This window comes from Sulfitobacter sp. OXR-159, from assembly GCF_034377145.1.
In the GTDB taxonomy this organism is placed as follows: domain Bacteria; phylum Pseudomonadota; class Alphaproteobacteria; order Rhodobacterales; family Rhodobacteraceae; genus Sulfitobacter.
Map to the genome: position 1 here is coordinate 1,637,203 of NZ_CP139707.1, position 26,163 is coordinate 1,663,365.

30 protein-coding genes, 1 tRNA gene and 2 pseudogenes are annotated in these 26,163 nt (G+C 59.8%); 25 read left to right on the top strand and 8 right to left on the bottom strand.

All coding sequences use genetic code 11. The features are described from left to right. Positions 1–122: 122 nt before the first annotated feature. Positions 123–199 (top strand) — tRNA-Arg (locus T8A63_RS08405). A 577-nt stretch (positions 200–776) separates the two neighbouring features. Here T8A63_RS08405 and T8A63_RS22405 read toward each other — a convergent pair. The 4 genes and pseudogenes from T8A63_RS22405 to tnpA form a co-directional block, all read right to left on the bottom strand. Continuing rightward, positions 777–980, bottom strand: a pseudogene (locus T8A63_RS22405) (transposase); the annotation flags it as partial. Between the two features lie 243 nt (positions 981–1,223). Next, positions 1,224–2,931, bottom strand: a pseudogene (tnpC, locus tag T8A63_RS08415) (IS66 family transposase). A gap of 60 nt (positions 2,932–2,991) precedes the next feature. Further along, positions 2,992–3,342, bottom strand: coding sequence for an IS66 family insertion sequence element accessory protein TnpB (tnpB, locus tag T8A63_RS08420; protein WP_322345506.1), 351 nt, complete (start codon positions 3,340–3,342; stop codon positions 2,992–2,994). After that, positions 3,339–3,746: an IS66-like element accessory protein TnpA gene (gene tnpA / locus T8A63_RS08425; protein ID WP_322345507.1), complete on the bottom strand. Its 408-nt coding sequence runs from the start codon at positions 3,744–3,746 to the stop codon at positions 3,339–3,341. Before tnpA ends, tnpB begins: the two co-directional genes overlap by 4 nt. Before the next feature lie 482 nt (positions 3,747–4,228). On the opposite strand from tnpA, the gene T8A63_RS08430 reads away from it, so the two are divergent. Next, complete coding sequence (locus T8A63_RS08430) at positions 4,229–5,083, top strand: sterol desaturase family protein (protein ID WP_322345508.1); 855 nt, start codon at positions 4,229–4,231, stop codon at positions 5,081–5,083. Between the two features lie 120 nt (positions 5,084–5,203). On the opposite strand, the gene T8A63_RS08435 is transcribed toward T8A63_RS08430, so the two are convergent. Beyond that, positions 5,204–6,433, bottom strand: a complete 1,230-nt coding sequence (locus T8A63_RS08435; RefSeq protein ID WP_322345509.1) for an MFS transporter — start codon at positions 6,431–6,433, stop codon at positions 5,204–5,206. 7 nt (positions 6,434–6,440) lie between these two features. Further along, positions 6,441–6,701, bottom strand: coding sequence for a metal-sensing transcriptional repressor (locus T8A63_RS08440; RefSeq protein WP_322345510.1), 261 nt, complete (start codon positions 6,699–6,701; stop codon positions 6,441–6,443). Between the two features lie 81 nt (positions 6,702–6,782). Between T8A63_RS08440 and T8A63_RS08445 the strand changes: the two genes are divergently transcribed. From T8A63_RS08445 to T8A63_RS08455, 3 genes are read left to right on the top strand one after another with little or no spacing between them, the layout of a single operon-like run. Continuing rightward, entirely contained in the window at positions 6,783–7,139 is a 357-nt protein-coding gene (locus T8A63_RS08445; RefSeq protein WP_322345511.1) for a hypothetical protein, read from the top strand. Between the two features lie 57 nt (positions 7,140–7,196). After that, positions 7,197–7,925 (top strand): HupE/UreJ family protein, encoded by a 729-nt coding sequence (locus T8A63_RS08450; protein ID WP_322345512.1) that lies wholly within the window; start codon positions 7,197–7,199, stop codon positions 7,923–7,925. Between the two features lie 17 nt (positions 7,926–7,942). Then, on the top strand, positions 7,943–8,599 hold the full coding sequence (locus tag T8A63_RS08455; RefSeq protein ID WP_322345513.1) for a transmembrane anchor protein: 657 nt from the start codon (positions 7,943–7,945) through the stop codon (positions 8,597–8,599). Positions 8,600–8,637: 38 nt separating this feature from the next. Here the strand turns inward: T8A63_RS08455 and T8A63_RS08460 are convergent, their stop codons facing one another. Beyond that, complete coding sequence (locus T8A63_RS08460; protein WP_322345514.1) at positions 8,638–8,961, bottom strand: YnfA family protein; 324 nt, start codon at positions 8,959–8,961, stop codon at positions 8,638–8,640. Next, positions 8,961–9,386: a helix-turn-helix domain-containing protein gene (locus T8A63_RS08465; protein WP_322345515.1), complete on the bottom strand. Its 426-nt coding sequence runs from the start codon at positions 9,384–9,386 to the stop codon at positions 8,961–8,963. Before T8A63_RS08465 ends, T8A63_RS08460 begins: the two co-directional genes overlap by 1 nt. Before the next feature lie 154 nt (positions 9,387–9,540). Here T8A63_RS08465 and T8A63_RS08470 point away from each other — a divergent pair, with 154 nt between their 5' ends. The 20 genes from T8A63_RS08470 to T8A63_RS08565 all read left to right on the top strand — a co-directional run bounded on the left by T8A63_RS08470 (position 9,541) and on the right by T8A63_RS08565 (position 26,036). Continuing rightward, positions 9,541–10,323 carry a ZIP family metal transporter gene (locus T8A63_RS08470; protein WP_322345516.1) on the top strand — a complete coding sequence of 261 codons (783 nt, stop codon included), beginning with the start codon at positions 9,541–9,543 and terminating at the stop codon, positions 10,321–10,323. Positions 10,324–10,407: 84 nt separating this feature from the next. Further along, positions 10,408–12,669: a heavy metal translocating P-type ATPase gene (locus T8A63_RS08475; protein WP_322345689.1), complete on the top strand. Its 2,262-nt coding sequence runs from the start codon at positions 10,408–10,410 to the stop codon at positions 12,667–12,669. Between the two features lie 19 nt (positions 12,670–12,688). Next, positions 12,689–13,156, top strand: coding sequence for a DUF411 domain-containing protein (locus tag T8A63_RS08480; protein WP_322345517.1), 468 nt, complete (start codon positions 12,689–12,691; stop codon positions 13,154–13,156). Between the two features lie 95 nt (positions 13,157–13,251). Continuing rightward, entirely contained in the window at positions 13,252–13,686 is a 435-nt protein-coding gene (locus tag T8A63_RS08485) for a CBS domain-containing protein (protein WP_322345518.1), read from the top strand. A 119-nt stretch (positions 13,687–13,805) separates the two neighbouring features. Further along, positions 13,806–14,777 (top strand): cation diffusion facilitator family transporter, encoded by a 972-nt coding sequence (locus tag T8A63_RS08490; RefSeq protein ID WP_322345519.1) that lies wholly within the window; start codon positions 13,806–13,808, stop codon positions 14,775–14,777. Positions 14,778–14,800: 23 nt separating this feature from the next. After that, positions 14,801–15,238, top strand: a complete 438-nt coding sequence (locus T8A63_RS08495) for a hypothetical protein (protein ID WP_236627303.1) — start codon at positions 14,801–14,803, stop codon at positions 15,236–15,238. Between the two features lie 493 nt (positions 15,239–15,731). Then, positions 15,732–16,283, top strand: coding sequence for an exo-alpha-sialidase (locus T8A63_RS08500; RefSeq protein WP_322345520.1), 552 nt, complete (start codon positions 15,732–15,734; stop codon positions 16,281–16,283). Next, positions 16,280–16,774: a DUF411 domain-containing protein gene (locus T8A63_RS08505; protein WP_067937934.1), complete on the top strand. Its 495-nt coding sequence runs from the start codon at positions 16,280–16,282 to the stop codon at positions 16,772–16,774. Before T8A63_RS08500 ends, T8A63_RS08505 begins: the two co-directional genes overlap by 4 nt. 10 nt (positions 16,775–16,784) lie before the next feature. Beyond that, positions 16,785–16,928 (top strand): hypothetical protein, encoded by a 144-nt coding sequence (locus T8A63_RS08510; protein ID WP_322345521.1) that lies wholly within the window; start codon positions 16,785–16,787, stop codon positions 16,926–16,928. Further along, a complete protein-coding gene (locus tag T8A63_RS08515; RefSeq protein WP_322345522.1) occupies positions 16,925–17,401 on the top strand; it encodes a cytochrome c in 477 nt (158 codons plus the stop codon). Before T8A63_RS08510 ends, T8A63_RS08515 begins: the two co-directional genes overlap by 4 nt. Then, complete coding sequence (locus tag T8A63_RS08520) at positions 17,398–17,976, top strand: DsbE family thiol:disulfide interchange protein (RefSeq protein WP_067937930.1); 579 nt, start codon at positions 17,398–17,400, stop codon at positions 17,974–17,976. The genes T8A63_RS08515 and T8A63_RS08520 overlap by 4 nt, the downstream gene beginning before the upstream one ends. Then, positions 17,973–18,488, top strand: coding sequence for a TlpA family protein disulfide reductase (locus T8A63_RS08525; protein WP_067937928.1), 516 nt, complete (start codon positions 17,973–17,975; stop codon positions 18,486–18,488). The genes T8A63_RS08520 and T8A63_RS08525 overlap by 4 nt, the downstream gene beginning before the upstream one ends. Before the next feature lie 8 nt (positions 18,489–18,496). Continuing rightward, positions 18,497–18,760 (top strand): hypothetical protein, encoded by a 264-nt coding sequence (locus tag T8A63_RS08530; RefSeq protein WP_322345523.1) that lies wholly within the window; start codon positions 18,497–18,499, stop codon positions 18,758–18,760. 22 nt (positions 18,761–18,782) lie between these two features. Continuing rightward, a complete protein-coding gene (locus tag T8A63_RS08535) occupies positions 18,783–19,082 on the top strand; it encodes a hypothetical protein (RefSeq protein ID WP_067622096.1) in 300 nt (99 codons plus the stop codon). 56 nt (positions 19,083–19,138) lie between these two features. Further along, positions 19,139–19,786, top strand: a complete 648-nt coding sequence (locus tag T8A63_RS08540) for an SCO family protein (RefSeq protein WP_322345524.1) — start codon at positions 19,139–19,141, stop codon at positions 19,784–19,786. Beyond that, positions 19,783–20,430 (top strand): hypothetical protein, encoded by a 648-nt coding sequence (locus T8A63_RS08545; RefSeq protein WP_322345525.1) that lies wholly within the window; start codon positions 19,783–19,785, stop codon positions 20,428–20,430. The genes T8A63_RS08540 and T8A63_RS08545 overlap by 4 nt, the downstream gene beginning before the upstream one ends. Beyond that, entirely contained in the window at positions 20,427–20,906 is a 480-nt protein-coding gene (locus T8A63_RS08550; RefSeq protein ID WP_322345526.1) for a hypothetical protein, read from the top strand. Before T8A63_RS08545 ends, T8A63_RS08550 begins: the two co-directional genes overlap by 4 nt. Continuing rightward, on the top strand, positions 20,899–21,627 hold the full coding sequence (locus T8A63_RS08555; protein ID WP_067622109.1) for a cytochrome c biogenesis CcdA family protein: 729 nt from the start codon (positions 20,899–20,901) through the stop codon (positions 21,625–21,627). The genes T8A63_RS08550 and T8A63_RS08555 overlap by 8 nt, the downstream gene beginning before the upstream one ends. Positions 21,628–21,845: 218 nt before the next feature. Next, positions 21,846–24,401: an NAD-dependent epimerase/dehydratase family protein gene (locus T8A63_RS08560; RefSeq protein ID WP_322345527.1), complete on the top strand. Its 2,556-nt coding sequence runs from the start codon at positions 21,846–21,848 to the stop codon at positions 24,399–24,401. A gap of 249 nt (positions 24,402–24,650) precedes the next feature. Further along, positions 24,651–26,036: an IS1182 family transposase gene (locus tag T8A63_RS08565; protein WP_322345528.1), complete on the top strand. Its 1,386-nt coding sequence runs from the start codon at positions 24,651–24,653 to the stop codon at positions 26,034–26,036. The last annotated feature ends 127 nt before the right edge of the window (positions 26,037–26,163 follow it).

Genomic DNA, 26,163 nt, shown 5'->3' on the forward strand with positions numbered 1-26,163 from the left:
GGATAGAGCGCTGCCCTCCGTAGGCGAATTGCTAAGGTTGCAACGCGTTGAAAGGTAAGATATAAATTAGAGCGTCGAATCTGGTTTCGCACAGAAATTGCACAGAAACGTTCTGTAAAGATGGTCCCATAGCTCAGCTGGATAGAGTGCTCGCCTCCGAAGCGAGAGGTCGCTGGTTCGAATCCAGCTGGGACCACCATCCTTTTTACAACTTTATCAAAACCTATTTTTTGCGATCGACCGTGCGCAATCGCCAGGCCGGCAGTCGCAGGCAAAATGCAGATCACTGCACGCAAAGCCCTTTACGAGCTGCGACTGCACGGCATCAGGGCATGCGCATTTAGGATATCCTTTGGGTTGGCCTTAACGTCTCCGGGGCGGACCAGGATATTTCCTTTTGCGCATTCTCAACCCTATCGTCAATGGAGTGACTGCCCTTAGCATCGAGCGCAGTTGGCCCCTTCATCCCAAGATAAGCTTACTCGGACTGGCGAAACTGGTTTCTTCGGACGGAATCTCGGAATCGCTAAACTCGCAAATCGGAGAAGACGGTTGAGGACGATATTTCAATGATCCGGAGTCCGTTCGATACCCCAGGTGCCGCCACCTGGTTCATAGCAGACGAAAATCTGTTGTGGGTGATTTGTTGATTGCGGGGAAGCTGTCTTGCTTGGCTTATGGCGCAAGCTGAGGCCAAATGAGCCAAAGTCGAAGGCGATTTCGAAGCGGGCCGCACCGGCCCCGACGGGAGTGTCATAAACTTTGTGTATCTGGTCGTCCCGGTCCCGCGGCACAGCGATAGGCAGTTCGCCGTCTTGCCCCTTCAATTTCTTAGCAGATGAGCGGTTGCGACGGTTGGCCTGATCTGGCGGGGCATCCTTTCCGTCTTCATAGCCCAGCTGTGCCGTCAGCTCAGCCCCGAGCATCCGTTCCATAAGCTTGGTCTTGAGCTCATTCATTAGCCCGGCATCGCCAAGCAGATCTTCAGTCTGCTCGCAGGGTCATCGCTCGCGATCACGGTCCATTTCGATGAGCTCTTGCAGGTTTTCGATCCCGATTGGAGTGAATGCGATGACACCTTCGTCGCTGGGACCGTAGACCCAGATTATACCATCTTCGGTTTCCATACCGGTGGCGATCAAAGATCTTATTGACGGTTTCGCCCAGTTCGACAGCGACGCGGTCGATTGTCTTGACGGAATACACCTTGTTCAGCTGCATGGTTAGGCTGCTTGCGGAAGGGATAGAGCTTTCCAGTTCCAAGGCAGAAGTTCATGCACGCGCGAGACGGGCAAGTCGGGCAGCCGGGCGAGAACATCGGCGAGCCAGGCCTGCGGATCGATGTCATTCATTTTGGCGGTGACGATAAGGGTATACATGGCGGCAGCCCGTTCACCGCCGCGCTCTGAGCCTGCGAAGAGCCACGACTTTCTGCCCAGTGCCACGCCACGTAAAGCGCGTTCGGCCGCATTATTCGTCAGACAGATATGCCCGTCATCGAGGAATGCCGTGAAGGCCTGCCAACGGCCACGCTTCTCAAACATGTAGTTGATCGCCTTGGCCACCTTGTTGTGTCTGGACAGTTTCGCGCGCTCGTCCTGCAGCCAGTCGTGGAGGCCGTTCACCAGGGGACGGGACAGGTTCTGGCGGGCGACGAGCCGGGCATCAGCATCCAGCCCATTGATCTCGCGCTCGATGTCGAAGATGGCATCGATCCGTTTCACCGCTTCCAGTGCGACCGGCGAGATCTGATGGGCGGGTTTGCCCTTGCGGACGTTGCCCGCAATGTCGGCCAGTTCGAAGAACTTCCGGCGGGCATGTGACCAACACAACGCACTGGTCACGGGCCCCTCGTCGCGGTCTTCGCGATAGAGATCGTTGTATCCACCATAGGCGTCCATTGCCCGGCAGTGGTTTGCTTGCAAACCATGAGAGGGGGCTTGCAGCACACCTTGCCATCCGGCCAGATGCTGATTGGGATTGGTTGCGCCGCGATCTCGAGAGAAGCGGAAGAACGCCGCTGGTGGGGCGCCACCATTCCATGGCCGATCATCACGCACGTAGGTCCAGAGCCGGGCCTTTTTTGCACCGCCCCGCGCCAGAAGCGGCACGGTGGTATCATCGCCATGTAGGCGGTGAGCGGCACGCACATGGCTTTCGATCAGGGCATGGATCGGCTGCAAGGCGACAGTCGCGTGCCCGACCAAGTCTGCCAGCGTGGAGAGGCTCAGATCAACGCCTTCACGCGCAAAGCGCTCTGCCTGCCGGTTCAACGGCTGGTGCTGTCCGTATTTTTCGAAGATCAGCATTGCGATCAAGCTGGGTCCGGCCCATCCGCGCGGAATCGCATGGAACGGCGCCGGCGGCTGGCTAATCTTCTTGCAGGCCCGGCAAGTGAACTTCTCGCGCACAGTCTGGATCACCTTCCACTGACGTGGGATTACCTCCAGCGTCTCGGTGATGTCCTCGCCCATCTTCACGATCCGGTCCGAGCCACAGCAAGTACAGGCGGCCGGTGCCTCAACAACAACCCGCTCGCGCGGCTCCCTCTCATCGCTGCAAGCAGCGACTGCCGGGCAACGGGTGATCGGGGAACGGCTTGCGCACGGGATGGCGGCGCGTGAAGGCGCGCACCGTGCTGGCTTTCTCGCTTGCTTGATCTGCGGCTAAGGCATCCTCGGTGGCCGCCGCTTCCATCTCTTCAAGCTGCAGTTCCAGTTGATCGATCAGCCGGGCGCGTCGTTCTGACGAGATACCGTATTTGTCACGGCGCAGTTTGGCGATCTCGAGCTTGAGCTCTTGGATCATCGCCTCGGAGCAGGAGACAACCGCGCGGGCCTGCGCCAGCTCGCTTTCCGCAACATCTGCACGGGCCTCTGCGGCGGCCAGGGCAGCGCGTAATTTGGCGAGTTCAGAGGCGGCATTAGACATGACCGATATTTACCAGCCGGGGCCGCGGAACACCAATAAAAACAGGCTTTCTGGCCTGAATTAACCAGCCTTTGCAGGGCGTTGTGTCCAGCGAGGATTGCGCCAGTCGATGCCCTCCAGAAGATAGCCTAACTGCGCCGCCGATATCTGCACCGCTTCGCCCGACCGGCTCACGGGCCAGATGAACTTGCCTGCCTCCAGGCGCGTTAGATAAAGCGACATGCCCACGCCATCATGCCACAGGATCTTGACGAGGTCGCCCTTACGACCTCGGAAGCAAAATATCTCACCCGCATGGGGATCGCGGCCGAGCCCTTCTTGCACCTGTAGCGCCAGCGTGTTCATGCCCCGCCGCATATCGGTGACGCCGCCTGCGATCCACACCTTCACGCCCGCCGGAAACGCGATCATTGCCGATCCACCACTGCCAGAATCCGAGCAAGCGCTTCGGACTCCACGCCGATCGGCACGATGAGTCGACGCCCATTCGGAAGGGCTACCTCAACCCGACAGTCCGGAGATGGAATGGCATCGATCGGATTTGCCTGCGACGCGGAAACTTCCTTCGGCACAGTCACCGGCGCGAACGATACAAAGCCAGAAGACCCAAGCTCACCGTTTCGATACTGCCGCCGCCAAGTCGTCAAAAGCGACCGGCAAATGCCGTGTCGCCGCGCCGTGGCTGTCACCTGACGGTGGCCAATAAAGCTTTCTTCCACAATGCGCAGTTTGTCATCATCCGACCAATGCCGGCGGCGTTCACCATCGGCAGCAGACAGAACTTCGATTTGAGGGCGGTTGATAAAGTCGGACATAAGGTCGGACTTACCATCGGATCGAGCCTGAGATCAGACGGCCGTCGCCGGAGGTTTACAATAGCTAAGTCGAAAGTTGTCCTTAAAACATGCTTAGCTGCGAATATTTGCGAAAGTGTTAAATATTAGAGCAAAGGTAATCCTCGTCTTTCACTGCTCAAATAGCAGCTTGCGTCTCTCATGATAAAGGTTCCAACGCCAGCTTATCTCTGAGCTACAACAACCGGGCGTCCATCTTCGCGTCATTCTAGCATGCCGCCTTCAAGCCTTCGCGCGTTAAGACCGTGCCCGCGCAGGACAGCAACGGCTTGGTGGGCATAGACGCAGTATGGCCTGCAGCAATAGGCGACGATTTTGGCATCTGGCGCCAGCGAAGGAAGAATTCCATCCAACTCCGCCAAAGTAACATTGCGCGCCCGGGAATGGATCGGCGGCGTATTCGTCCGAAGGTCTGTGCTAGACAATCCGGAATGCTCCTTTTCATGTTTGAGGCCTTTCTTTCTGCCGAACCCATTATCCGCCTTACTGCCTTTCTGGGTGTGCTTGTGGCTATGGCCCTGTGGGAAGTCGCGGCGCCGCGGCGTCGGCGGGAAATCTCAAGGGTGATCCGTTGGTCAAACAACCTCGCGCTGGTGGCCGTCGACACAATCATCTTGCGGCTCTCATTTCCGATCGTAGCGGTCGGCCTTGCCGTCATGGCTGAGGAACGGGGCTGGGGGTTCTTTAATAACTTTGCCTTGCCCGTCTGGGTGGCCATTGCCGCCTCAATGCTGCTTCTGGATCTAGCGATCTACCTTCAGCACGTGATGTTCCACGCGGTCCCCGGCCTCTGGTGGCTGCACCGCATGCATCACGCCGATCTCGACTTCGACGCGACAACGGGGTTGCGGTTCCACCCGATCGAAATTTTGATCTTAATGGGCATCAAGCTCGCGGTAGTCGCCGCCCTCGGTCCGCCCGCCGTGGCAGTGCTGCTGTTCGAGGTGGTCCTGAATGCGACTGCGATGTTCAACCACGCCAATATCAACCTGCCGCGCCCGGTGGACCAGATACTGGGCCTCTTTGTGGTAACCCCTAACATGCACCGTGTTCACCATTCCGTCGCCCCACGTGAGACCAACTCGAATTACGGCTTTAACCTGTCGTGGTGGGACCATCTTCTGGGGACATATGTCGCCCAGCACGCCAAGGTGCATGAAGGGATGGAGACAGGGATTGAGCAGTTCCGCACGCGCCGCGACCTCTGGCTTGATCGCATGCTGATCCAGCAAGTTCGCGGCCCAGCGTCGGGCGGCGCACTCGACCCGAAGGTCACGACGAAAGAGCCTGTCGACTGATCAGAGCTCATCCGTAATTGGCTGGGCGAGCAAACGCAGGCGCGCCTGCTTCCTGCCGCTGCAAACACCCCTGATGTGTGAGGGCGATGTGGCAACGCCATACGGTGCGGCCCGTCATATTCAGAATTGCGTGCGAGACACACCCGCGTTGTCCGACAGTTCAGCGGGCCAAAAGCGCAGAGCTGCTACGATCCCGCACGCGGCCAGGCCCCCCAGCAGTATCAGCGCTGGAACCGTTCCGAATGCGGTCATGGTCCAACCTGCCAAAGGATAAGTGAGCAGCCAGCAGGCATGAGACAGCGCGAATTGCGCTGCAAATACAGCGGGTCGGTCTTCCGGTTGGGCCGATCGCCGCAAGAGACGGCCTGATGGGGTCAGAACCGCAGAATTGCCCAGGCCGATGAGCAGCCAGATGGCCAGCAGGAGGGGCCAAGATAAGCCCAAACCTATAATGCCCCCTGCGATCCCAAACAGAGCCGCGACCATCAGCCAAGCACCCGTCAGCATCACGGGCCTATCGGGAATCCTGTCCAGCAGCTTCGGCAGGGCAAGTGCCGCGATCATGCTCCCTGCGCCGAAAGCGAACATTGTCCAGGCCAACGCCGTATCGTTCAGCCCCAATTGCCCGCGCACCAGAACGACCGTATTGACCAGCACCATGGCACCTGCGCTCGACACGGCCAAGCTGAGGCCCAGCATGCCGCGCAGACGCGGTGTCGCAAGGTAGATGCGAATGCCCCTCGTGGTGCGGTCATACACCCCGCGCGGTTCCGTCGCCTTGGGGCTGGGGAGGACAACCGAGACCACCAGCAGGGCCGAGGCCACAAAGCCCGCGACAGTTCCTAAAAACAACGCGTTGTAGCTCATCACCGCCAACAGAACGGCGGCCAGCGCAGGCGAAATGGTATTCTCCAGATCATAGGCCAGCCGCGAAAGCGACAGCGCGCGGGCATAGCGATCTTCCTCCGGAAGCACGTCCGGGATTGTCGCTTGGAATGTCGGCGTGAAGGCGGCTGAGGCTGATTGCAGGAAGAAAATCAGGATATAGATCTGCCAAACCTCGGTCACGAAGGGGAGGGCCAAGGCCACCGCCGCCCGCACCAAGTCCAACGTGACCAAAAGAGCGCGGCGCGGCAGACGCTCGGCAAAGGCGCCGGCAATCGGCGCGATGCCGACATAGGCCACCATCTTGATGGTGAAAACGGTGCCGAGCACCATCGCGGCCCGATCTCCCGACAAATCGTAAGCCAACAAGCCAAGCGCCATCGTTGCCAAGCCAGTGCCAAGAAGCGCGACAACTTGGGCGAGGAAGAGGTGTCTGTAGGTTCGATCCGATAGAACACCCAGCATAATGCCCTCAGAGGTAACGGGTGATGGTCTTAAGCCCGGCGCGGTCACTCTCGGAGCCATCGACCTCAAGGCAATGGTCGATGTGGTCATGGATCAAAACGCGCTTGGCGTTGGTCACGGCCTTCTCAACGGCTTGCAACTGCTGCGCCACGTCGACGCAAGGCTTGCCTGCCTCTAACATCGCGATCACCGCACGCAGATGCCCATCGGCACGTTTCAGCCGAGCAATGAGGGCGGGATGACTTGCATGAATATGGGTGTCTGACATACTAAGACCGTATCCCCCTTGGGGGGATAGAGCAAGACGGCGAAAAGCGCCGCGTGATTGACGAGAGGGCAGACAGGACAGATGACTTTTCTACGGACAACTGGGCAAGCCGCTTTTGCGATGCTTCTCTGTGTGGCCGTGCTTGTCTGGTCCGTGGTGCCGACCTCCTCCCATGTTCCTGCGGTGTCGGTTGTTCTTCAAGATCATGAACAGATGATCGCGGATCACGGGCACTCTCACGGGTTAGAAGAAGACCTTGCTTGGGCCATGCATGGGCACAGTCATGACAGTGCGGACCATGATCATAGCCAAGCGGTGGTGTTTGGCCGCGCCTTGGCCGCGCAACCCGTCGAGGTCTACAGGGCCGCATGGCGGATCCGTGCTGCTTCTGCAAACACCTCAAGGGTTTACCTGATCGAACGACCGCCGCGCGTGTGACTGGCCGCGCCACTGGCACTCCCATTCCTCACAAATCACATACGCGGAGTTCAATCCATGAACACAGTCCCACGGGGCTGGACCGATTTTGGCGCACGCCGGATCGCGATCCTGTCCCTTGTCACAATTACCTTGCTCATTCAGAGCGCAAGCTATGCCTTAGCGCATAATGTCACGCCCGGGGATGCGGGCTATATTCAGGAAATCTGGGGGGTGAACATCATTCCCTTCATGTATCTCGGCGCCAAACACATGGTGACGGGCTACGACCACATCCTGTTTTTGTTCGGCGTCGTCTTTTTTCTCTACAAGATGAAAGACGTTGGCATCTATGTCAGTATCTTTGCGTTCGGGCATTCGACCACGATGCTGGCCGGCGTCTGGTTCGGCTGGGGCATCAACGCCTATATCGTTGACGCCATCATTGGCCTGTCGGTCGTCTACAAGGCACTCGATAACCTTGGCGCCTATCAGCGCTGGTTCGGCGTGCAGCCAAATACCAAGGTTGCAACGCTGATCTTCGGCTTCTTCCACGGCACCGGTCTGGCCACCAAGCTTCTCGACTACGAGATCGCACCGGATGGGCTTTTGGCCAACCTTCTGGCGTTCAACGTGGGCGTGGAGTTGGGCCAGCTGATGGCGCTTGCCATCATCCTTATCGTCATGGGCTTCTGGCGGAGATCACCCAACTTCTTCCGCCAGGCCTACACAGCAAACGTCATCATGATGGCACTGGGGTTCATCCTCATGGGCCTTCAAATCACCGGCTATTTCGTAGCCGCTTAAACAAATAGGAGAACCACATGTTCAACGCAGAAAAACCAAGCCTCAACGAATTGCCCACCTCCGCGCAGCTCATCCGCTCAACCGCCATTGCAGCGGCCAGCGCTGTCGCGATCCTCGTGACCGTGGTGCTGCCCGCCGAATACGACATCGACCCTACGGGGATCGGCGGCGTGCTCGGTCTGGCCGAAATGGGTGAGATCAAGAGCCAGCTTGCCGCAGAGGCGGAAGCGGACCGTATCAAGGCACTGGAAGAGCAGGGCGCGCTTGTGACCCAAGAGCAATCCAGCCTGATGAATGATATCTTCAGCGTCTTCGTCGGGGCCGCCCATGCCGAAGAGGTGCCGTCTGAACCCGCGCAAGAATGGCGCGATGAAATCACCTTTACGCTGGCACCGGGCGAGTCTGCCGAGTGGAAGTTGGTGATGGAAGAAGGTCAGACCGCTGAATACGTCATGTTGGTCGAAGGAGGACGCGTGAACTTTGACCTGCACGGCCATGGGTCGGGCCAATCCGAGACTTATTACAAAGGCCGCGGCTCGACAGGTGAAGAGGGCGAGATCACTGCCGGTTTCGCAGGTCAGCACGGCTGGTTCTGGCGCAACCGTGATAAGACTGAGGTGACGGTGACCGTTCAGGTGCGCGGCGAATACGACGAATTCAAAGACGCCAGCTAAACCGCATGGCTGCCGGTCCTTTCAGAAGGGTCGGCAGCCTATCCGGCGCGGGGCGCGAGAATAATCACCGCTGCGCCAAGAATACAAAGACCCGCCCCGGCCGCATCCCAAAGATAAGGCCGCTGCCCTTCCACAGCCCACATCCACACCAGCGACGCCGCGATATAGATACCGCCATAGGCCGCAAAAGCGCGCCCGGCGAAGCCTGCCTCAACCAAGGCCAACAACCCCGCAAACAGCGCCAAGCTCAGCAGACCCGGCACCGGCCAAAGTGGCGAAGCGCCGCGCCACCACGCCCAGACCGCGAAACACCCGACGATCTCGGCCAATGCCGCAAGCGGATAGAGCAGGGCGGCAGGCATCAGGCGGTGGTCCCGTGATCGGCAAGACATTCCTCATGGTCGCGGAGCACCTCAAGAATGCGGCAATCGGCCACCCGATCCGCATTGCAGGCACCGATCATCCGCTGCAATTCAACGCGGAGGGCTTCGAGCCGCACCAGCCGCGCTTCGACTTCGCGAAGTTGCCTTTGGGCGATGGCATCGACCTGCGCACAGGATCGGTCGGGCGTGTCAGAGAGGTCCAGTAACTCCCGGATTGCCTCGAGCGAAAAGCCAAGCTGGCGGGAATGGCGGATGAAGGAGAGGCGGTCCAACTCGGCATCGCCATAGCGCCGCTGACCGCCTTCGGTCCGGCCGGGTTCAGGCATAATGCCGATCTGCTCGTAATAGCGGATCGTCTGCACTTTGGTGCCAGTGCGCTTTGCGAGTGTGCCGATTGCAAGCATGTCTGATCCTCCTGTAACCTATAGTCTCTGTAGGTTGCGCGGTGGTTTGGCGCAAGTCGACGGGGCACGATCCTTCCCATAGGCTTGGCCAACTGGCAAGGCGGACTACGTCGTTGACGGCTGCACATAGCAAATGTTGAGGAAGGATTCCCCCTTGGAGACGATGTCACCCTTGATGCTCGGATTTCTTGGCAGCCTGGCTGCGGGCGCTATGACCGCCGTGGGGGCCGTGCCGGTGCTCTTTGGGCGCACCCCGTCGCGGGCAACGCGCGACCTGTCGTTGGGGTTTGCCGCCGGGGTGATGCTGGCGGCGTCTTTCTTTTCGCTCATCATCCCCGCACTGGATGCAGCCGGACTGCGGTATGACAGCGAGGCCGCGCCCGCCGCGATCGTCTGTGTGGCGATCTTGCTCGGCATGGGGGCCGTGGCGCTGATGAACGAACTTCTACCGCATGAGCACTTCAAGACGGGCCGCGAGGGGCCAGCGGCGGCATCGCTTCGACGGGTGTGGCTTTTCATCATTGCGATCACGATCCACAATTTCCCCGAAGGTCTGGCCGTTGGTGTGGGCTTCGGCGCGGATGGGCTATTGGGCGGCACGCCACTGGCGCTTGGTATTGGGTTGCAAAATGCACCTGAAGGGCTCGCAGTGGCGGTGGCGCTCTTAGGCGAAGGTTACTCCAAAGGCCGCGCATGGGGTATCGCAGCCCTCACCGGGATGGTTGAGCCTATCGGCGGTCTGCTCGGCGCCGGGATCATCGCACTGTCTGAGCCGTTGCTGCCTTGGGGGCTGGCCTTTGCCGCAGGGGCGATGCTTTTCGTTATCAGCCATGAGATCATTCCCGAAACTCATCGCAGCGGGCATCAGAACAAGGCCACGCTCGGTTTGGCGATTGGGCTGGTGCTTATGCTGTTTCTCGACGTTTGGCTGGGCTAAAAAATATTTCAAAAAAGCGCTTGAAGCTACAGTTGCTGTAGGTCGTATCTCTGCGTCTGAAGGTGAATCAGATTGGAAACAGAGATGGCGGAGGGCAGCACAGCACAACGGGAATGGCGCGTCACGGGGATGGACTGCGGCGCCTGCGCGGCCAAGTTGCGCGGCGCGGTGGAGCGCTTGCCTGGGGTCGCGGATGTTGATGTCGCGCTGATGTCCGAGCGGCTGCGTCTGACGCTGGATGAGAATGAAACCGCGCCCGAGCGGATCGAGAAAGCCGTGCGTGGTATCGGTTTTGGGATCTCTCCGAAGGGGGCGAAGGCAGAGAAGCCGAAGAGCGGTTTCATTCTGCCGGACGATGCGGTGATCGGCGGGGCAGGGCCCACGCCGCAGGAGCCTGCGCCTGAAGGGACAGCAGACCCCGCTTGGCATCAAACCACGAAGGGCCGCTTGGTCCTCAGCAGCGGCGCTTTGCTCGCAATGGCATGGGCCTCGCGGCTTGTCCTGCCGGCTGAGGTTTCGCACTGGGCCTTTGTCATCGCCACGTTGATCGGGCTTATTCCCGTCGCGCGCCGGGCCTTTGCCATGGCGCGGGTGGGCATGCCCTTTACCATCGAAATGCTCATGACCATCGCCGCCAGCGGTGCGCTCGTGATCGGAGAGCCGGAAGAAGCCGCGTTGGTGGTCTTTCTTTTTGCCGTCGGCGAATTGCTGGAGGGTGTCTCTGCTGGGAAGGCACGCAACAGCATCCGTGCGCTGACCAAGCTGGTGCCGAAAACGGCGCGGCTTGAGGTGGGCAACGAGACGCGGGAGGTGGCGGCAGAGGCGCTCAGCGTCGGGCAGATCGTGCAGGTCCGCCCCGGGGACCGGGTGCCCTGTGACGGAGAAGTGGTCAGCGGCACTTCAGGCGTCGACGAAAGCCCTGTAACGGGCGAAAGCGTGCCGCGCCTTAAAGAGCCGGGTGCGGATGTCTTTGCCGGATCGATCAACACAGAATCCTTGCTGCGCGTGCGCGTCACTAAACCCGCCGCGGACAACACCATCGCCCGCATTGTGCGCTTGGTGGAAGAAGCCGAGAGCGCCCGTGCGCCGACCGAGCGTTTCATCGATCGGTTCAGCCGCGCCTATATGCCTGCCGTGGTCGGCATGGCCGCCTTGGTGGCCGTGGTGCCGCCGCTTGCCTTCGGGGGCGCTTGGGGCGAATGGGTCTATCGGGCGCTGGCCTTGCTGCTGATCGGCTGCCCCTGCGCGCTGGTGATCTCGGTGCCTGCGTCGATCACCTCGGCCCTGTCTACCGGGGCGCGCAACGGGTTGCTGCTGAAGGGCGGCGCGGTGATCGAAGCGGCGGCGCGGGTCACCCATGTAGCCTTTGATAAGACCGGAACGCTAACCCATGGCAAGCCGCGGGTGACTGACGTGCAGGTGCTTGTGGGCAAGGAAGCCGATCTTCTGGCCCTCGCCGCCGGAGTTGAGAACGGCGCGAGCCATCCTCTTGGTCAGGCCATTTGCGGCGCGGCTGAGGCGCGTGGGATCGACTCTGCCGTCGCGACACAGTCCCGCGCCTTGCCCGGCAAAGGAGCCGAGGCGGTGATCGCGGGGGCAACCATCTGCATCGGCTCCCCCCGTTTGGCGGCAGAACGCGGGGCGCTGTCAGCGACTTTGCGCGCTGAAGTCGAGACGCTCGAAGCGCAGGGCAAAACCGTGGTGATTGTCTTGCGCGACAACGAAGCCCAAGGCCTCATCGCCCTGCGCGATGAACCCCGCGCCGATGCGGCAGAGGCAGTGGCGCAGTTGCACGCCCTTGGCATTTCATCGGTGATGCTCACCGGGGATAATCGGCGCACCGCTGCGGCCATCGCCGAAGGGCTGGGCATCGACCACCGCGCTGAATTGATGCCGGAGGATAAGGTCGCGGCCATTCAAAACCTCACGGCTGAGGCGAAGGTCATGATGATCGGCGACGGCATCAATGATGCCCCGGCATTGGCCGCAGCCCATGTGGGCGTCGCAATGGGCTCCGGCACAGATGTAGCGCTGGAAACTGCGGATGCGGCGATCCTGCGTGACCGGGTGACAGATGTGCCCGGCCAGATCCGCCTCGCCCGCGCCGCGATGGGCAATATCCGGCAGAACATCGCCATAGCGCTCGGGCTGAAGGCCGTGTTTCTTGTCACCACGGTGCTCGGCATCACCGGCCTCTGGATTGCGATTTTGGCGGATACCGGGGCAACCGTTCTTGTGACGCTCAATGCCCTGCGTCTGCTGTTTTTCCGGCCAACCACCGCTGAGCGGTTGGCCGCGCCCGGTTGCCGCCCTACAACACATGCAACTAACGAAACGACAGTTTGAACCTTTGGAAGGATTTCACATGACCCTCACACGACGCAGCCTGCTGGCCTGTTCCGCGAGCTTTGCGGCCACCGCCCCCTTCGCGGCACGAGCCGAAGAAAAGCCTGCCATCCACGTGATGAAAGACCCCAACTGCGGCTGCTGTTCGGCGTGGATCGAGATTTTGGAGAACGAGGGTTTTGCTGTGACGACGGAACGCAGCTTGGGAACGCTCTTGATCAAATACAAGCAAGACAACGGCATCCCGCAAAGCATGGCCTCTTGCCACACCGGAAAGATCGAGGGCTATATGATCGAAGGTCACGTCTCGCCCGCCGATATCCGCAAACTGCTGGCCGAGCGCCCGGATGCCATCGGCCTCGCCGTGCCGGGGATGCCCTATGGCTCGCCGGGGATGGGACCGGAGAGTGAGCGCGACGCCTATGAGGTCTATCTGATTGCCCATGATGGCAGCAGCGAGGTGTTTACAAGCTACGAGGCTGCATAGGGTCGTGCGCTGAGAATTGCCGGGCGACGTGCCAACAGGAACTTGCATGTCAGTCTTCGGGTTTTGACCATGTTACCCAATCAAGGAGTAAGATCATGCAAGTTCAAGAAATCATGACGAGCAACCCCACCTGCTGCGGACCCGACGCCTCGGTTCAGGAGGCAGCGAAGCTGATGGATGACAAGTCGGTCGGTTCTATTCCGGTGGTGAATGACGCCGGTGAGCCGGTTGGCATCGTGACGGACCGCGACATCTGCTGCGGTGCGGTTGCGCAGGGAAAAGGCACCGACACACGCGTGTCTGATGTTATGTCGAAAGACGTGCTAACCGCTGCGCCCGACGAAGATGTCGAAAGTTGCTGCAACAAGATGGAAGAGAAGCAGGTGCGGCGCACGGTGGTGACTGACGACGCCGGAAAATGCTGCGGGATCGTCGCACAGGCCGATGTGGCGCGGGAAGCCGACGGTAAGGAAACCGCAGAATTGGTGCAGAAGGTTTCACGCGCCGAAAAACGCTCGGGCTGCTGCTGACCAGGCTTGAAACGAAGCTGACTACGCCCGTGGGCGAAGTGTCTTTTGCAGACGCTGATACGACTTCAAAACGCGGTACGCACCGCGTTTTGATCCTCAAAGGACGATAGGGACACCCAATGGCACATGACCACGCTCATATTGATCCCGAAAGCGGGGACCGCAGAGTATCACTGGCCATCTGGGCGAATGCCCTTCTAACGGTGGTGCAGATCGTGGGCGGTGTTTTCGCGGGGTCGCTCGCCCTAATCGCGGACGCGCTTCACAATTTTTCGGACATGGCCTCATTGGTCATCGCTTTTGTCGCCCGCAAAATTGCACGGAGGCCGGCAGATGCGCGGATGACCTTTGGCTATGGCCGGATCGAAATCGTTGCCGCTCTGATCAACTACACCACGCTCATTCTTGTCGGGGTCTATCTGATCTACGAGGGTGGAATGCGCATGATTGATCCGCCTCAGGTGGCGGGTTGGACGGTGGTCATTCTGGGCGCTGTTGCGCTGGTGGTTGATACGCTGACGGCGCTGCTGACCTATTCGATGCAGAAGGGTAGCGTGAACATCAGGGCGCTGTTCTTGCACAACCTGTCCGACGCGCTGGCCTCGGTCGCGGTGATTATTGGCGGCACACTCATCATCCTTTACGATCTGCGTTGGGTTGATCCGGCGATCACCATCGGTATCGCGCTTTATATCCTTTATCTGGCACTCACTGAGATCGGAGGTCCGATCCGTATGTTGATGCTGGGCAGCCCGCCCTACATGGATGCAGAGGCAGTGGTTGAGGCGATGACCAAGGTCGCTGGCGTCTGGGACGTGCACCATGTTCATCTTTGGCAGATGCAAGAGCATGAGGTGGCGCTTGATTGCCATGTGGTGTTGGAGGGGCAAGATTGGAGGGACCTTGATGCTGTGAAGCAAGCGGTCAAGAAAATGCTCGCGGATGACTTTGGCATCACCCATTCAAGCCTTGAGTTTGAAACCTCCGCAAATGCCCATCAGGATGCCGCGTTGTTTGGGCATGAGGGCGGCCCGACGCGCGCTGGCACAGATGCTGAGCACAACGATGGGACGTCGCACGACGACCGCTGAGGCGCATCGCAATGCGCTGTGTCTTGCTGATCTACGGGCGTGCGGCGTTTTGCGCACCCTCACTTTCTGGTGAGGGGATCGACAGCACCGCATCGGGTTCCTATATCAGTGCCATGCGCATCCTGCTTCGCCTTGCCACATTCTGCCTCTCGCTCGTTCTTTTGACGGGCATATTGGCGCATGATTTGGCGGCGGCGAACATGTCCTTGCAGATGTCAGGTTTGACCGCATCCGCAACGATGGAGGAGGACGATAGCTGCACAGCTTGCTTGCAAGAAGATCAGGGTGAGGTGGTGTGCGACATTGATTGCACGGCATCTGTCTTTGTGATGTCGCAGTTGCTTCAGTCCCAACCCGAGAGCGTGCAGCGTTTCTTCGCGCCTGTGCCCGGGGATCTTGGCCTCGCCGGGATTGATCTCGGGTCTGACCCTTTCCCACCGCGAACCACCTCCCTAAGTTGACCGGCCGCATCGAAGGGTGACGGCCCGGTTTCGCGACGTTTGCTGCCACTGCGCAGCGACACGCTCGACCTTATCTGTCACTTTCGGGAACGACCTTTATGTCTATTCATCCACCGCGCGATATGTCGCGCAGGCGTGTGCTGTCCGGCGGGCTTGCCACAGTTGGGGCGACGCTGATCCTACCTCATGTCTCCCTCGCAACAACAACGGGGGAGTCGATCCGCGCCCTTCAGTATGACGGCGATGCACTTGTTGTGGCTTCAAAGCGCAAGCTTTGGCGCGTGCCCGCCCCAAGCGACATCCAGCATGTGTCGTTGGAGCGATCAATCACCGCGATCACCAGCCATCCAGAGACTCCGGGCACTTTGTTCGCGGCAGTTGATCCTGTCGGCCTTATGCGCAGCCGGGATGGGGGCGCACATGGGCAGACGCCAGCGCGGGCCTGCCGGCAACCCGCGTCACCGCGCTCACCCAGGCCGCGCTTGAGCCGGATATGCTCTATGCCGCCCTTGCGGATGACGGGCTTTGGCGCAGCAAAGACGCGGGCGAAAGCTGGGAATTCGTCATGGACCGGCCTTATCTCGATGGGGCCGAACGCGAGGTGTTGACGCTCGTCTCTGTGGGCAATCCGACTGGCATGGGCGGCATCTGGCTCTATGCTGGGACCGACGCCGGGCTGACCCGCGTGCCGGATTGCTTTTGCCGGTGGCAGGATGTGACCGCGGGCGATGCGATGGATGCGCTGGCTGCGGGTAAAACGCCGCCACCTGCCAAACCTCTGCCCGAAGGCCTGCCGATCACCCATTTGGCACTCTCCCCCAAAGCGCCTGAACGGCTCTACGCTGGCCTGGCGACTGGCCTTTGGACCTCGACAGACGCAGGCGTGAATTGGACGCGTGCCGCGCCGGGAAGGATCGACGCGCTGGCTGTCGATCCTGCCGACCCTAAAAACCTTGCCGCCGTTCGCGACGGCATTCTTTCGGTCAGCCGCGATGGCGGCCTGACCTTTGACCCCATCAATATCCCTCACGGAGACCAGACATGAACAGCAAATTCACCCTCGGCGCGGCCGCGGCCCTGACCGCCGCCGGTATCATCGGTTTTGCCACCTTCGGCATGGCGGAAAACGACAAATCGGCGCCCACCGACAATGTGGCAAGCACCGTCCCGGCAGATCGCCAAATGACCATCTGGCGCGACCCGTCCTGTGGCTGCTGCGATGCCTATGCCGACTATGCCGAAGAGAACGGCTATCACGTGACCCGCATCGACGACCGGGATTTTGACAAACGCTCGGTTGAGGTCGGCGTGCCGGAACAGGGGCTGGGGTGCCACCTTGCCGAGGTCGATGGCTATTACGTCAGCGGTCTGGTGCCTGTTGAGATTATCCAGCGTCTGACATCCGAGCGCCCCGAGGTCACCGGTATCACGCTGCCCGGTATGCCCCAAAACGCGCCCGGCATGGCAGGCAAGAGCGGCACGCTCAAAACCTATGCTTTCGGTGAGGACGGCGTGGCCGTGTATTCAAATGAATGAGGTTGGAACGATGAACATGATGAACGGAACTATGATGAATGGGCCAATGTCGGTCGGAATGATGATCGCCTGTGGCGTGCTCTTTCTCTTGGTGCTGGCGGTGCTGGTGCTGGGCGCACTGGCCTTGGTCAAATATCTGCGGCGGCCCGCATGAACCGGTTGGGTCTGACAGCCATGATCGGCATCGCGGGCGCGGCGGCGGTCGCAGTTTGGGCCGGGGGGAAGGAGGACAGCCCCCCGGCGCTCGCCGTGCTCGGCGTGCCCGTGGATGCAGAGATGATCGAGATTGGCGCGGGGCTCTATGCGGAGAACTGCGCCTCTTGCCACGGCGCCGATCTCGAAGGCCAGCCGGACTGGCGCAGGCGGCTCGATAATGGCCGCATGCCTGCGCCGCCACATGATGAAACGGGCCATACGTGGCACCATGCGGATCAGCAGCTTTTCGATATTACCAAGAACGGTCTGGCTTCGGTCGTCCCCGGCTATGAGAGTGACATGCCGGTGTTCGACGGTATCCTGAGCGAGGCCGAAATCACGGCAATCCTTGGCTACATCAAAAGCACCTGGCCCGAGCGGGAGCGCGGCTTTCAGGCTGAAGTCACCGCTAAGGATGAGGGCGGAACATGAGCAAGGACAGACAGCCTGTCCGCAAACCACGGTGGTCGCTGTTCATCGCAGCTCTGCCTGCGATGGTCTTTGGGGCCATCGCGGCGGCGTTCCTCTGGGGTCTGTTCAACAACGACGATGGCCTGCCCAGCACGATGATCGGCCGGGACATTCCCGCGTTTAACCTGCCGCCCATCGAAGGGCGCGGGAAGGGGCTATCGGCGGCTGATCTGCGCGGCGAAGTGTCCCTCGTGAATGTCTGGGCTTCGTGGTGCGTGCCTTGTCGGGTTGAGATGCCACTACTGGTGGAACTGGCCCAAACCGACAGCGTGCCGATCCACGGCATCAACCTCAAAGACAAGCCCGCCGCCGCCCGCAGGTTCCTTGCGGAACTCGGCGATCCTTATGACCGGATCGGTGCCGACAGCTCTGGCCGGACTGCGATTGACTGGGGCGTTTACGGCGTGCCGGAAACCTTTGTGATCGATGCCAAAGGGCGCATCGCTTACAAACATGTTGGCCCGTTCAATCGACGTTCGCTGGAGGAAGATATCCTTCCCGTGGTGCGGCGTTTGCAACAGGAGCAGAACGCATGAAGCGGCGTGGGTTTCTGAGCGGCGCATTGGCGCTTGGGGCTTCGCCAGTCGCGGCGCGCACCGTGATGGCGGAACATCAAAAGCCCCTGCCAATGCTGTCGCCGCCCATCACGGATGGGGCAGGGCGGAGCCTAACTTTGGCGGACTTTAGTGGCCGGACGGTGTTGCTCAATATCTGGGCGACGTGGTGCCCTCCCTGCCGTCATGAAATGCCCACCCTTGATCGGCTTCAGGCGCGATTGGGTGGGGCGGAGTTTCACGTTCTCGCACTCTCAATCGACAAGGGCGGGTTCGACATTGTGCGCGATTTCTATGCCGAGATCGGCATCACGCATCTCGATCTTTATCTGGCGGACCAGTTACGGGCGATGATGGCTTTCGGCGTTGTCGGCCTGCCCACGACACTGCTGGTCAACCCCCAAGGCCACGAGGTCGCTCGCAAGGTCGGCCCCGCCGCTTGGGACAGCCCGGCGGCCATTTCCCAAATCCAACGCGTCATTACAAAAGGATGAACCCAATAGTGACCCAAACCTCAAAAGCAAACCGGCCCTCATTCGCAATTCCCATGCCCGCGCGGCGCCAAACTCTAATGCTGACCGGCTTTGCCGCTATCGGTGGCGGTGCTGCATTGAATTGGGACTGGCTGACCGCCGTGGGGGCCGCGCCCTTGCTTCTTAGCCTCGCCCCTTGTGCCGCCATGTGCGCTTTGGGGCTGTGCATGCGCGGCGGCTCTGGCTGCGCCAAAAACGATCCGGTGGCAAAGCCGGACGCCCCGACAGACTGACCCTCAATCAAAAGGAACCGACATGACTTATACAGTGAAACTTACCACCGCAGCCCTGACAGGCTTTATGTTTGCCGCCTCTTTCGCGCAGGCGCAGGAGGCAAAAGCCGAAACGGGCGATATGCCCATGGCCGAGGGCCAACATATGAAAGGCGACATGGCTGACATGAAGGGGATGGAAGGTATGGAGGGCATGGAAGGTATGATGCCTATGATGAAGATGATGGCCGAGATGGGGCCGATGATGGAGAACTGCAACAAGATGATGCAGTCCATGAAGGCGCATATGGAAACGCATCATTCCGATGATCAAAAAGGCTGATGCTCTTGGTTCGCCCGTCCAAGCGGCGGGCGGACCCCTCGATTGAAAGACAGACTATGACAAAGATCACCCCGACCCACAGTCGGCTTCGCATTGTCCTTTGGACCGCCGCGATCGCCGCCGCCGTTGCCCTTGCAGGTTTCGCAATGATGCGGCCCGGACATATCCCCTCCCATCAGCCCGTCTATCGCGGCGACGCGGATATTCGCTCTGAATTTACTTTGATCAACCACGACGGGCAGCCCGTCACGCAGGAAGCTTACAAAGGTCGCTGGCAGCTTGTATTCTTCGGCTTCACCCATTGCCCTGACATCTGTCCCACTACCTTGGCCTATATGGGCAGCGTGCTTGATCAGCTTGGGTCGGACGCAAGCCAAGTTGCCCCGTTGTTTGTGACCGTGGACCCAGAGCGTGACACGCCTGAGGTTCTCGAAGACTATGTTGCCAACTTTCATCCTCAGTTGATCGGACTGACGGGGAACAAAGCGCAGGTGGCTGCGACGGCGGAGGCTTTTAAGGTCTACCATGAGAGGCTCTCGAACGAGGATGCCCCGGACGGCTACATCATGGCCCATGCGGGCCACATTTACCTGATGGCTCCGGATGGTCGGTTCGATGCTGTCTTTCTTGAAAGCGCGCAACCTGCCGAGGAAATGGCCGAACAGATTTCCATGCGCATCGCAAAAAATAAGAGAAACCAATGACCCTGAGATTCCCTTCGCCAGCCCGCTGCGCAGCGCCAGCCGCGCGCATATGTGCCGTGTCCCTGCTGACTGCGGCACCCGCCTTTGCGAACCACCCCGGCGAGAACCTGAACCAGGCGATGGCGGATAAGGAAGCCGCGTTTGAACCCATCGCAGCGCGAGGGGCGCCGGCGTTGACATGGGTGGCGCCAGACGGGGACACAGGGTCTCTGGAGGCTCTGAAAGGCAAGATCACGGTGCTGAGTTTTGCCCCCGACGCTTGCGGCAGCCCCTGTGACGCGCAGCAGGAACAGCTTGGAGAAACGCTCTCTGCGCTCAATGCAAGCGCGATGCGCGAAATGGTTGTCTTCGTCACTCTGCGCGATACGGCCTCTGTGACCCCGGCAGAGCCGAACTGGACATCTGCGCAATTGTCCGACGCCGAGCGTCTTGGCGACACGGTGGATGCCTTTGCCGCCGCGAGCGCCCGGACAGACGAAGCCCCAATGGTGCATTTGCTCAACCGCGAGGGCGCGCAAGTCGGTATATTTCACGGCGCAGATTTCGAGCCGACCAACCTCGTGCTTTACATCAACGGACTGACGCACCAGCGGCCCCATGCCGAACCCGGTTTTTGGCAGCGCGTAACGGGGTGGTTTCAATGACAAGCCAACTGTTGGACAGGCCGCATTGGCTCACCGCCCTGCGCCGCTTTACTTTGTTCACGCTGCTGGGGCACCTTCTTTGGGAGGTGGCCCATATTCCGCTCTACACGATTTGGGTTGAGGGGACATGGGGCGAGATCGTCTTTGCCGTGGTTCATTGCACCGGAGGCGACCTGCTGATCGCCATGAGCAGCCTTCTGCTCGCACTGTTTTTCTTTGGCACAGGCGCATGGCCGCAGGCGCGGATCTATCCCGTCTTTGGCGCGATGCTTGCGATTGGATTAGGCTATACGATTTTTAGCGAATGGCTCAACATTGAGGTCCGCGAGGCTTGGGCCTACCGCGACATTATGCCAGTCATCCCGTTCATTGACGCAGGTCTGACGCCGATGTTGCAATGGCTCATCGTGCCTTTCGCAGCTTACTTCGGTGCGCTCAGGCGCTTATCAAAGGGGAAGGGGGCGCCGGGTGTTTGATGTCTCCTCCCTCGGGGTGATCGCTGCCTTGCTGGCCGGAACGATCTCCTTTGTTTCGCCCTGTGTCTTGCCTCTGGTGCCGGGCTACGTCTCCTATATCGCTGGGCACACCGGTGTCACGGGCGCGGAGCGCAGCCGTAGCAATGCGGTTTGGCTGAGCTTCTGCTTCGTGTTGGGGTTTTCAACGATTTTCATGGCGCTCGGTGCATCGGCCACAGCATTAGGACAGTCACTTTTCCGCTGGCGGTTCGAGCTGAACCTGATCGGGGGCGCGGTCGTGATCCTGTTTGGGTTGTTCATGCTGGGGGCCGCGCGCATTCAAACAATGGAACGTGACCTGCGGTTCAATCTCGACCTTCCCGGCGGGCAGCCGGTGGCGGCCTATGTGCTGGGTCTCGCCTTCGGCTTTGGTTGGACCCCCTGCATCGGACCGATCCTCGGCGCAATCCTAACGGCGAGTGCGGCAAGCGCCACGGTATCGGAAGGCGTTTGGCTGTTGGCGATCTATTCGGCTGGTCTTGGCGTGCCGTTTCTGATCGTGGCCGCCTTTACCGATCAGGTTGCAGCCCGCTTGCGGACGATTGGTGCGGTCGGGCGGCGTCTCCATCAGGTTGCGGGCGCGGTCATGGTCCTCATGGGGATCGCGATGATGACGGGCCAGCTCAGTGCCTTCTCTTGGTGGCTGTTAGAAGCTTTTCCGGTTCTGGGGACAATCGGGTAAACTATGTTGGAACCTTCCAGCGAAGGAGGGTGGTTAATCCTTTATAGCCTCATTTCCGAAGTGGGACCGCAAGGAGAAAAGCGATGATGGACGGTGATATGATGGGCGGCGGCATGATGTTTGGCATGGGGGTCGGCTGGCTTCTGGTGATCGTGCTTTTGGTTCTGGCGATCGCGGCATTGGTCAAATATCTGCGCAAGTAAGACGGGAGGTGGGACATGGAGACGTCTGACAAGCCAGTCGTCCTCGTAACGGGGTCAAGCGGCTATCTCGGCGCGGCGGTCGTCAAGCGGTTGCACGAGAAATACCGCGTTGTCGGGCTCGACCGTAACTCGCCCCCGCATCCGCCGCATCAGGCTGAATGCATCTGTTTCGACATCACGGACCAAGACAGCGTCGACAAAGCCTTGGCCCGGCTGCGCTTGGCCTACGGCGACCGCATCGCTGCCTGCATCCATCTTGCGGCGTTCTTTGATCTGAGCGGGGAGGACGATCCGGCCTATGACGCGGTGACGGTGGAGGGAAGTAAGCGGCTGCTGAAAGGGCTGCAGGACTTCGATTTGGAGCAATTCATTTTCACTTCCACCATGCTGGCGCATGCGCCCACCACGCCCGGCGAGCCGATAGACGAAGACGCGCCCTTCGACCCTAAGCTGCCCTACCGCGCCTCGAAAATCCGCACCGAGGCGATGTTGAGCGAGGAAAAGGGCGATGAGAAACTCGTCCTCATGCGCCCCGCTGGCATCTATGATGACGAGGGGCATTCGACCTTTCTCGCCCACCAAATATCCCGCATCTACGAAAAACGTCTGAGCGGTAAAGTCTATCCCGGTGACTTGTCCCGCGGTCAGGCGTTTTTACATCTCGACGATCTGCTCGACGCCATCGAACGCATCGTCGACCGCCGCCACTCCCTGCCGGATGTCTTCCCCGTGCTGCTGGGTGAGGCTAAGCCGGTCCCCTTTGGCGACCTGCAGCGGTTAATCGGGCGTGAGTTGCATGGCGAAGATTGGGTGACGTGGAACGTCCCGCCTGCGGTCGCGAAACTGGGGGCATGGGCGGAGAACCGCATTTTTGGCGAAGACGCGTTCATCCGCGCTTGGATGGTCGATATCTCCAGCGATCACTACGAACTCGATCTGTCGCAGGCCGAGGAACATCTGGGCTGGACCGCAGAGCACAGCCTGCGCCAAGACACGCCGCATATGCTGCAAAAGCTGAAAGACGATCCGTATCACTGGTATGAGGAAAACGGCCTGAACGCCGCACGGGTCTCTGCGGCCAAGGTGGAGCAGGCAGCAGAAGAGGCCGCTGCCGAGGCGAAAGACGAGAGTGCCGCCGAACAGCAAAGCGCTGTGCGCGAACATGATAAACACATGCGCATGATGCATTTCCAAATGCTCTGGGTGCATTGGCTGGTCGCGGCATTGGGCCTCTGGCTCGCCACCGCGCCCTCGGTCTTCGGCACATTTGACCAAACCGAGTTTAGCGCTGCCGTGCAGCGCGTGACCGAAGACCGGGGGCTTTGGGCAGCGTCACTGCGCAGTTGGCTGACGGCGTGGAACAACGTGTTTACAGGGCTGGCCATCACCGCGCTGGCCCTCATCTCGATGAAGCCCGGCAATGGTTGGGCACAATGGGCGAACGCGGCGCTTGGAGTTTGGCTGCTCGCCGCGCCCTTGGTGTTCTGGACGCCGGACCCGGCGGTCTATGCGAATGACACGCTGATCGGCGCGTTGGTGATCGCATTGACGATCCTGATCCCGATGATGCCCGGCATGTCACGAGAGGGCATGATGGACGGCGGGGACATCCCGCCGGGGTGGACCTATTGCCCCTCAACCTATGTCCAGCGTCTGCCAATTATCGCGCTCGGAGTGGTTGGTTTCCTGCTGTCGCGCATTCTCTCGGCCTATCAGCTGGGTCATGTTGAAGGGATTTGGGAGCCGTTCTTTTCCTCGCCGTCGGGCCTCAACGGCAGCGAATATATCGTCACGTCGGATGTCTCAAAAGCATGGCCCGTCGCCGACGGCGGCTTGGGCGCGATGAGCTATATGTTTGAGATCCTCATGGGCGTTATGGGCAGCCGCCTGCGCTGGCGCACGATGCCGTGGATGGTGGCGCTTTTTGGCATCGTGGTGGGGCCACTGGGGGTGATAAGTATCTATTTCATCATCATCCAGCCCATCGCAATTGGCACCTATTGCACGATCTGTCTGCTCGCCGCAGCGGCGATGCTGATCATGATCCCGTTCTCCTTGGATGAGATCGTAGCGATGGTTCAGTTCATGGTCTGGAACACCCGCCGCGGCCGCCCATTCTGGCGGGCGTTTTTCCGGGGCGATGCGCTGCCGGGGTCGAGCAAGGGCGGCACCATGAGCTTCGACGCGCCGCCGCGCGAGGTTGCCCGGCAAAGTGCGCGGGGTGTCACCGTGCCTTGGACCCTGGGGGTGAGCGCCGCCATCGGTCTGTTCCTGATGCTGTCGCGCGCGATTTTTGGCAATGCCATGCCGCTGGCGGGCAGTGATCACTTGGTTGGCGCACTGGTCCTGACGACTGCTGTTATCGCTTGGGCCGAAGTGGCGCGCCCGATACGATTCCTGAACATTGGCTTTGGATTATGGCTGATCGGAGCGCCTTGGTTTTTGGACGGCGGCACCATCTCGGGCAGTATGATCGGGGTGCTCTCCGGTAGCGCTTTGGTAGCGCTCAGCTTACCGCGTGGGAAGCGTAGTGCGGAACACTATGGCAGTTGGGACCGCTATATCATTTGAAGCAGAAGCATCCTGAATTCGCACACGGTAACCGCGTCGAGTTTTTGGAGTGCGTTTTAAGCCTAAGAAGGATGCCCCACTCCCAAATGATGGCCTCTTGGTAGCATCAGCGCAGCATATCGAGTTTAACCAAGTCCGGTTTGGGCCGTTCGTGTCGATCAACAGCAGGGCGAATTTTGTTGAATAACTCCTGTTTGATCGGATGCTCCTTCGCTCATTCAATTACTTTATTGATTGGGGGATCGAGCGATGATGGGACCGAAGCAAGAAGCTCAGGCTGCGTTGTTTTACGAATTCTCTCTGGAAGACCATGTCCCGCAAGATCACCTGTTGCGGTCGATTGATCGGTTCGTTGATCTGAGCGACATTAGACAGTATTTGGCCGAGTTCTACACCCACACGGGCCGCCCTTCGATTGATCCTGAGCTGCTGATCCGGATGCTTTTGGTAGGCTATTGCTTTGGCATCAGGTCAGAGCGCCGATTGTGCGAAGAGGTCCATTTGAACTTGGCGTATCGCTGGTTCTGCCGCCTCGATCTGTCTGATCCTATCCCAAACCATTCGACGTTCTCCAAGAACCGGCACGGGCGCTTTCGGGAAAGCAAACTTCTGCGCCACCTGTTCGAGAAGACCGTTGCACGGTGTATCGCTGATGGCTTGGTGAGCGGGCAACGCCTTGCGGCAGATGCCAGCCTGATTGAGGCTGATGCGAACAAACAGAACTCTACACCGAAGGAAGATTGGGACCGCAGTGCCATCGATCCAAAAGATGCGCCGCGTGCGGTTAAGGAATATCTCAACGTCTTGGACGACGCGGCTTTTGGTGCAGCATCTGAGGTTGAACCCAAGTTTACGTCCCATTCTGATCCCGCAAGCCAGTGGACCGCAGCCCGGAAAGGCCCCGCATTCTTCAGCTATTCTACCAATTATCTGATTGATACCGACCACAGCGTCATCGTGGACGTTGAGGGAACGCGGTCGATCCGGCAGGCAGAGGTCGGGTCAGTGCGCACCATGTTGGATCGCATCAAAGACCGGCACGACATTGATCCAGAAAGACTGATCGCAGACACTGCTTATGGATCAGGGCCGATGTTGGGATGGCTGGTTGATCGTAACATCAAACCCCACATTCCAGTGCTGGATAAAGCTGGACGGACTGACGGCACCTGGTCTCGCGCCGACTTTGAATGGGACCCTGAGAACAACCAATACATCTGCCCGGAAGGACAGCCGCTCAAGCAATTCCGCCGCAACTACTCAGATTCAAACCGTGGTCCCACCGGCAAAGGCGTCGCCAAGTATCAGGCTTTGAAACACACCTGTCAGGCCTGCCCATCGAAGATGAAGTGCTGTCCGAAAGCCGATGCACGCAAGATCACCCGCGAAGAACACGAAGATGCCCGGCAGGCCGCCCGTGATATTGCCAAGACCAAGCAGTATGCGATCTCGATGCGGTTGCGAAAGAAAGTCGAGACGCTCTTCGCGCACCTCAAACGCATCCTTGGCTTGGGGCGGCTCCGATTACGTGGTCCATGCGGCGCAAATGATGAATTCCTGCTCGCCGCAACCGCCCAAAACCTCCGGAAACTTGCTAAGATCTTTCCTGCGCCGCAGCAAACGCGCAAAGCCTGATAGGAAAGGCGCACGCGCCGAATTTGGAACAGCTATTTCTGCGTTTGCAAACGTTAGTTTTTCCACAGAATCGGCGGAGAGCCGCCGTTCGCCGCAAAACGCGCGAACGGCAGCTATGCGAACAAAG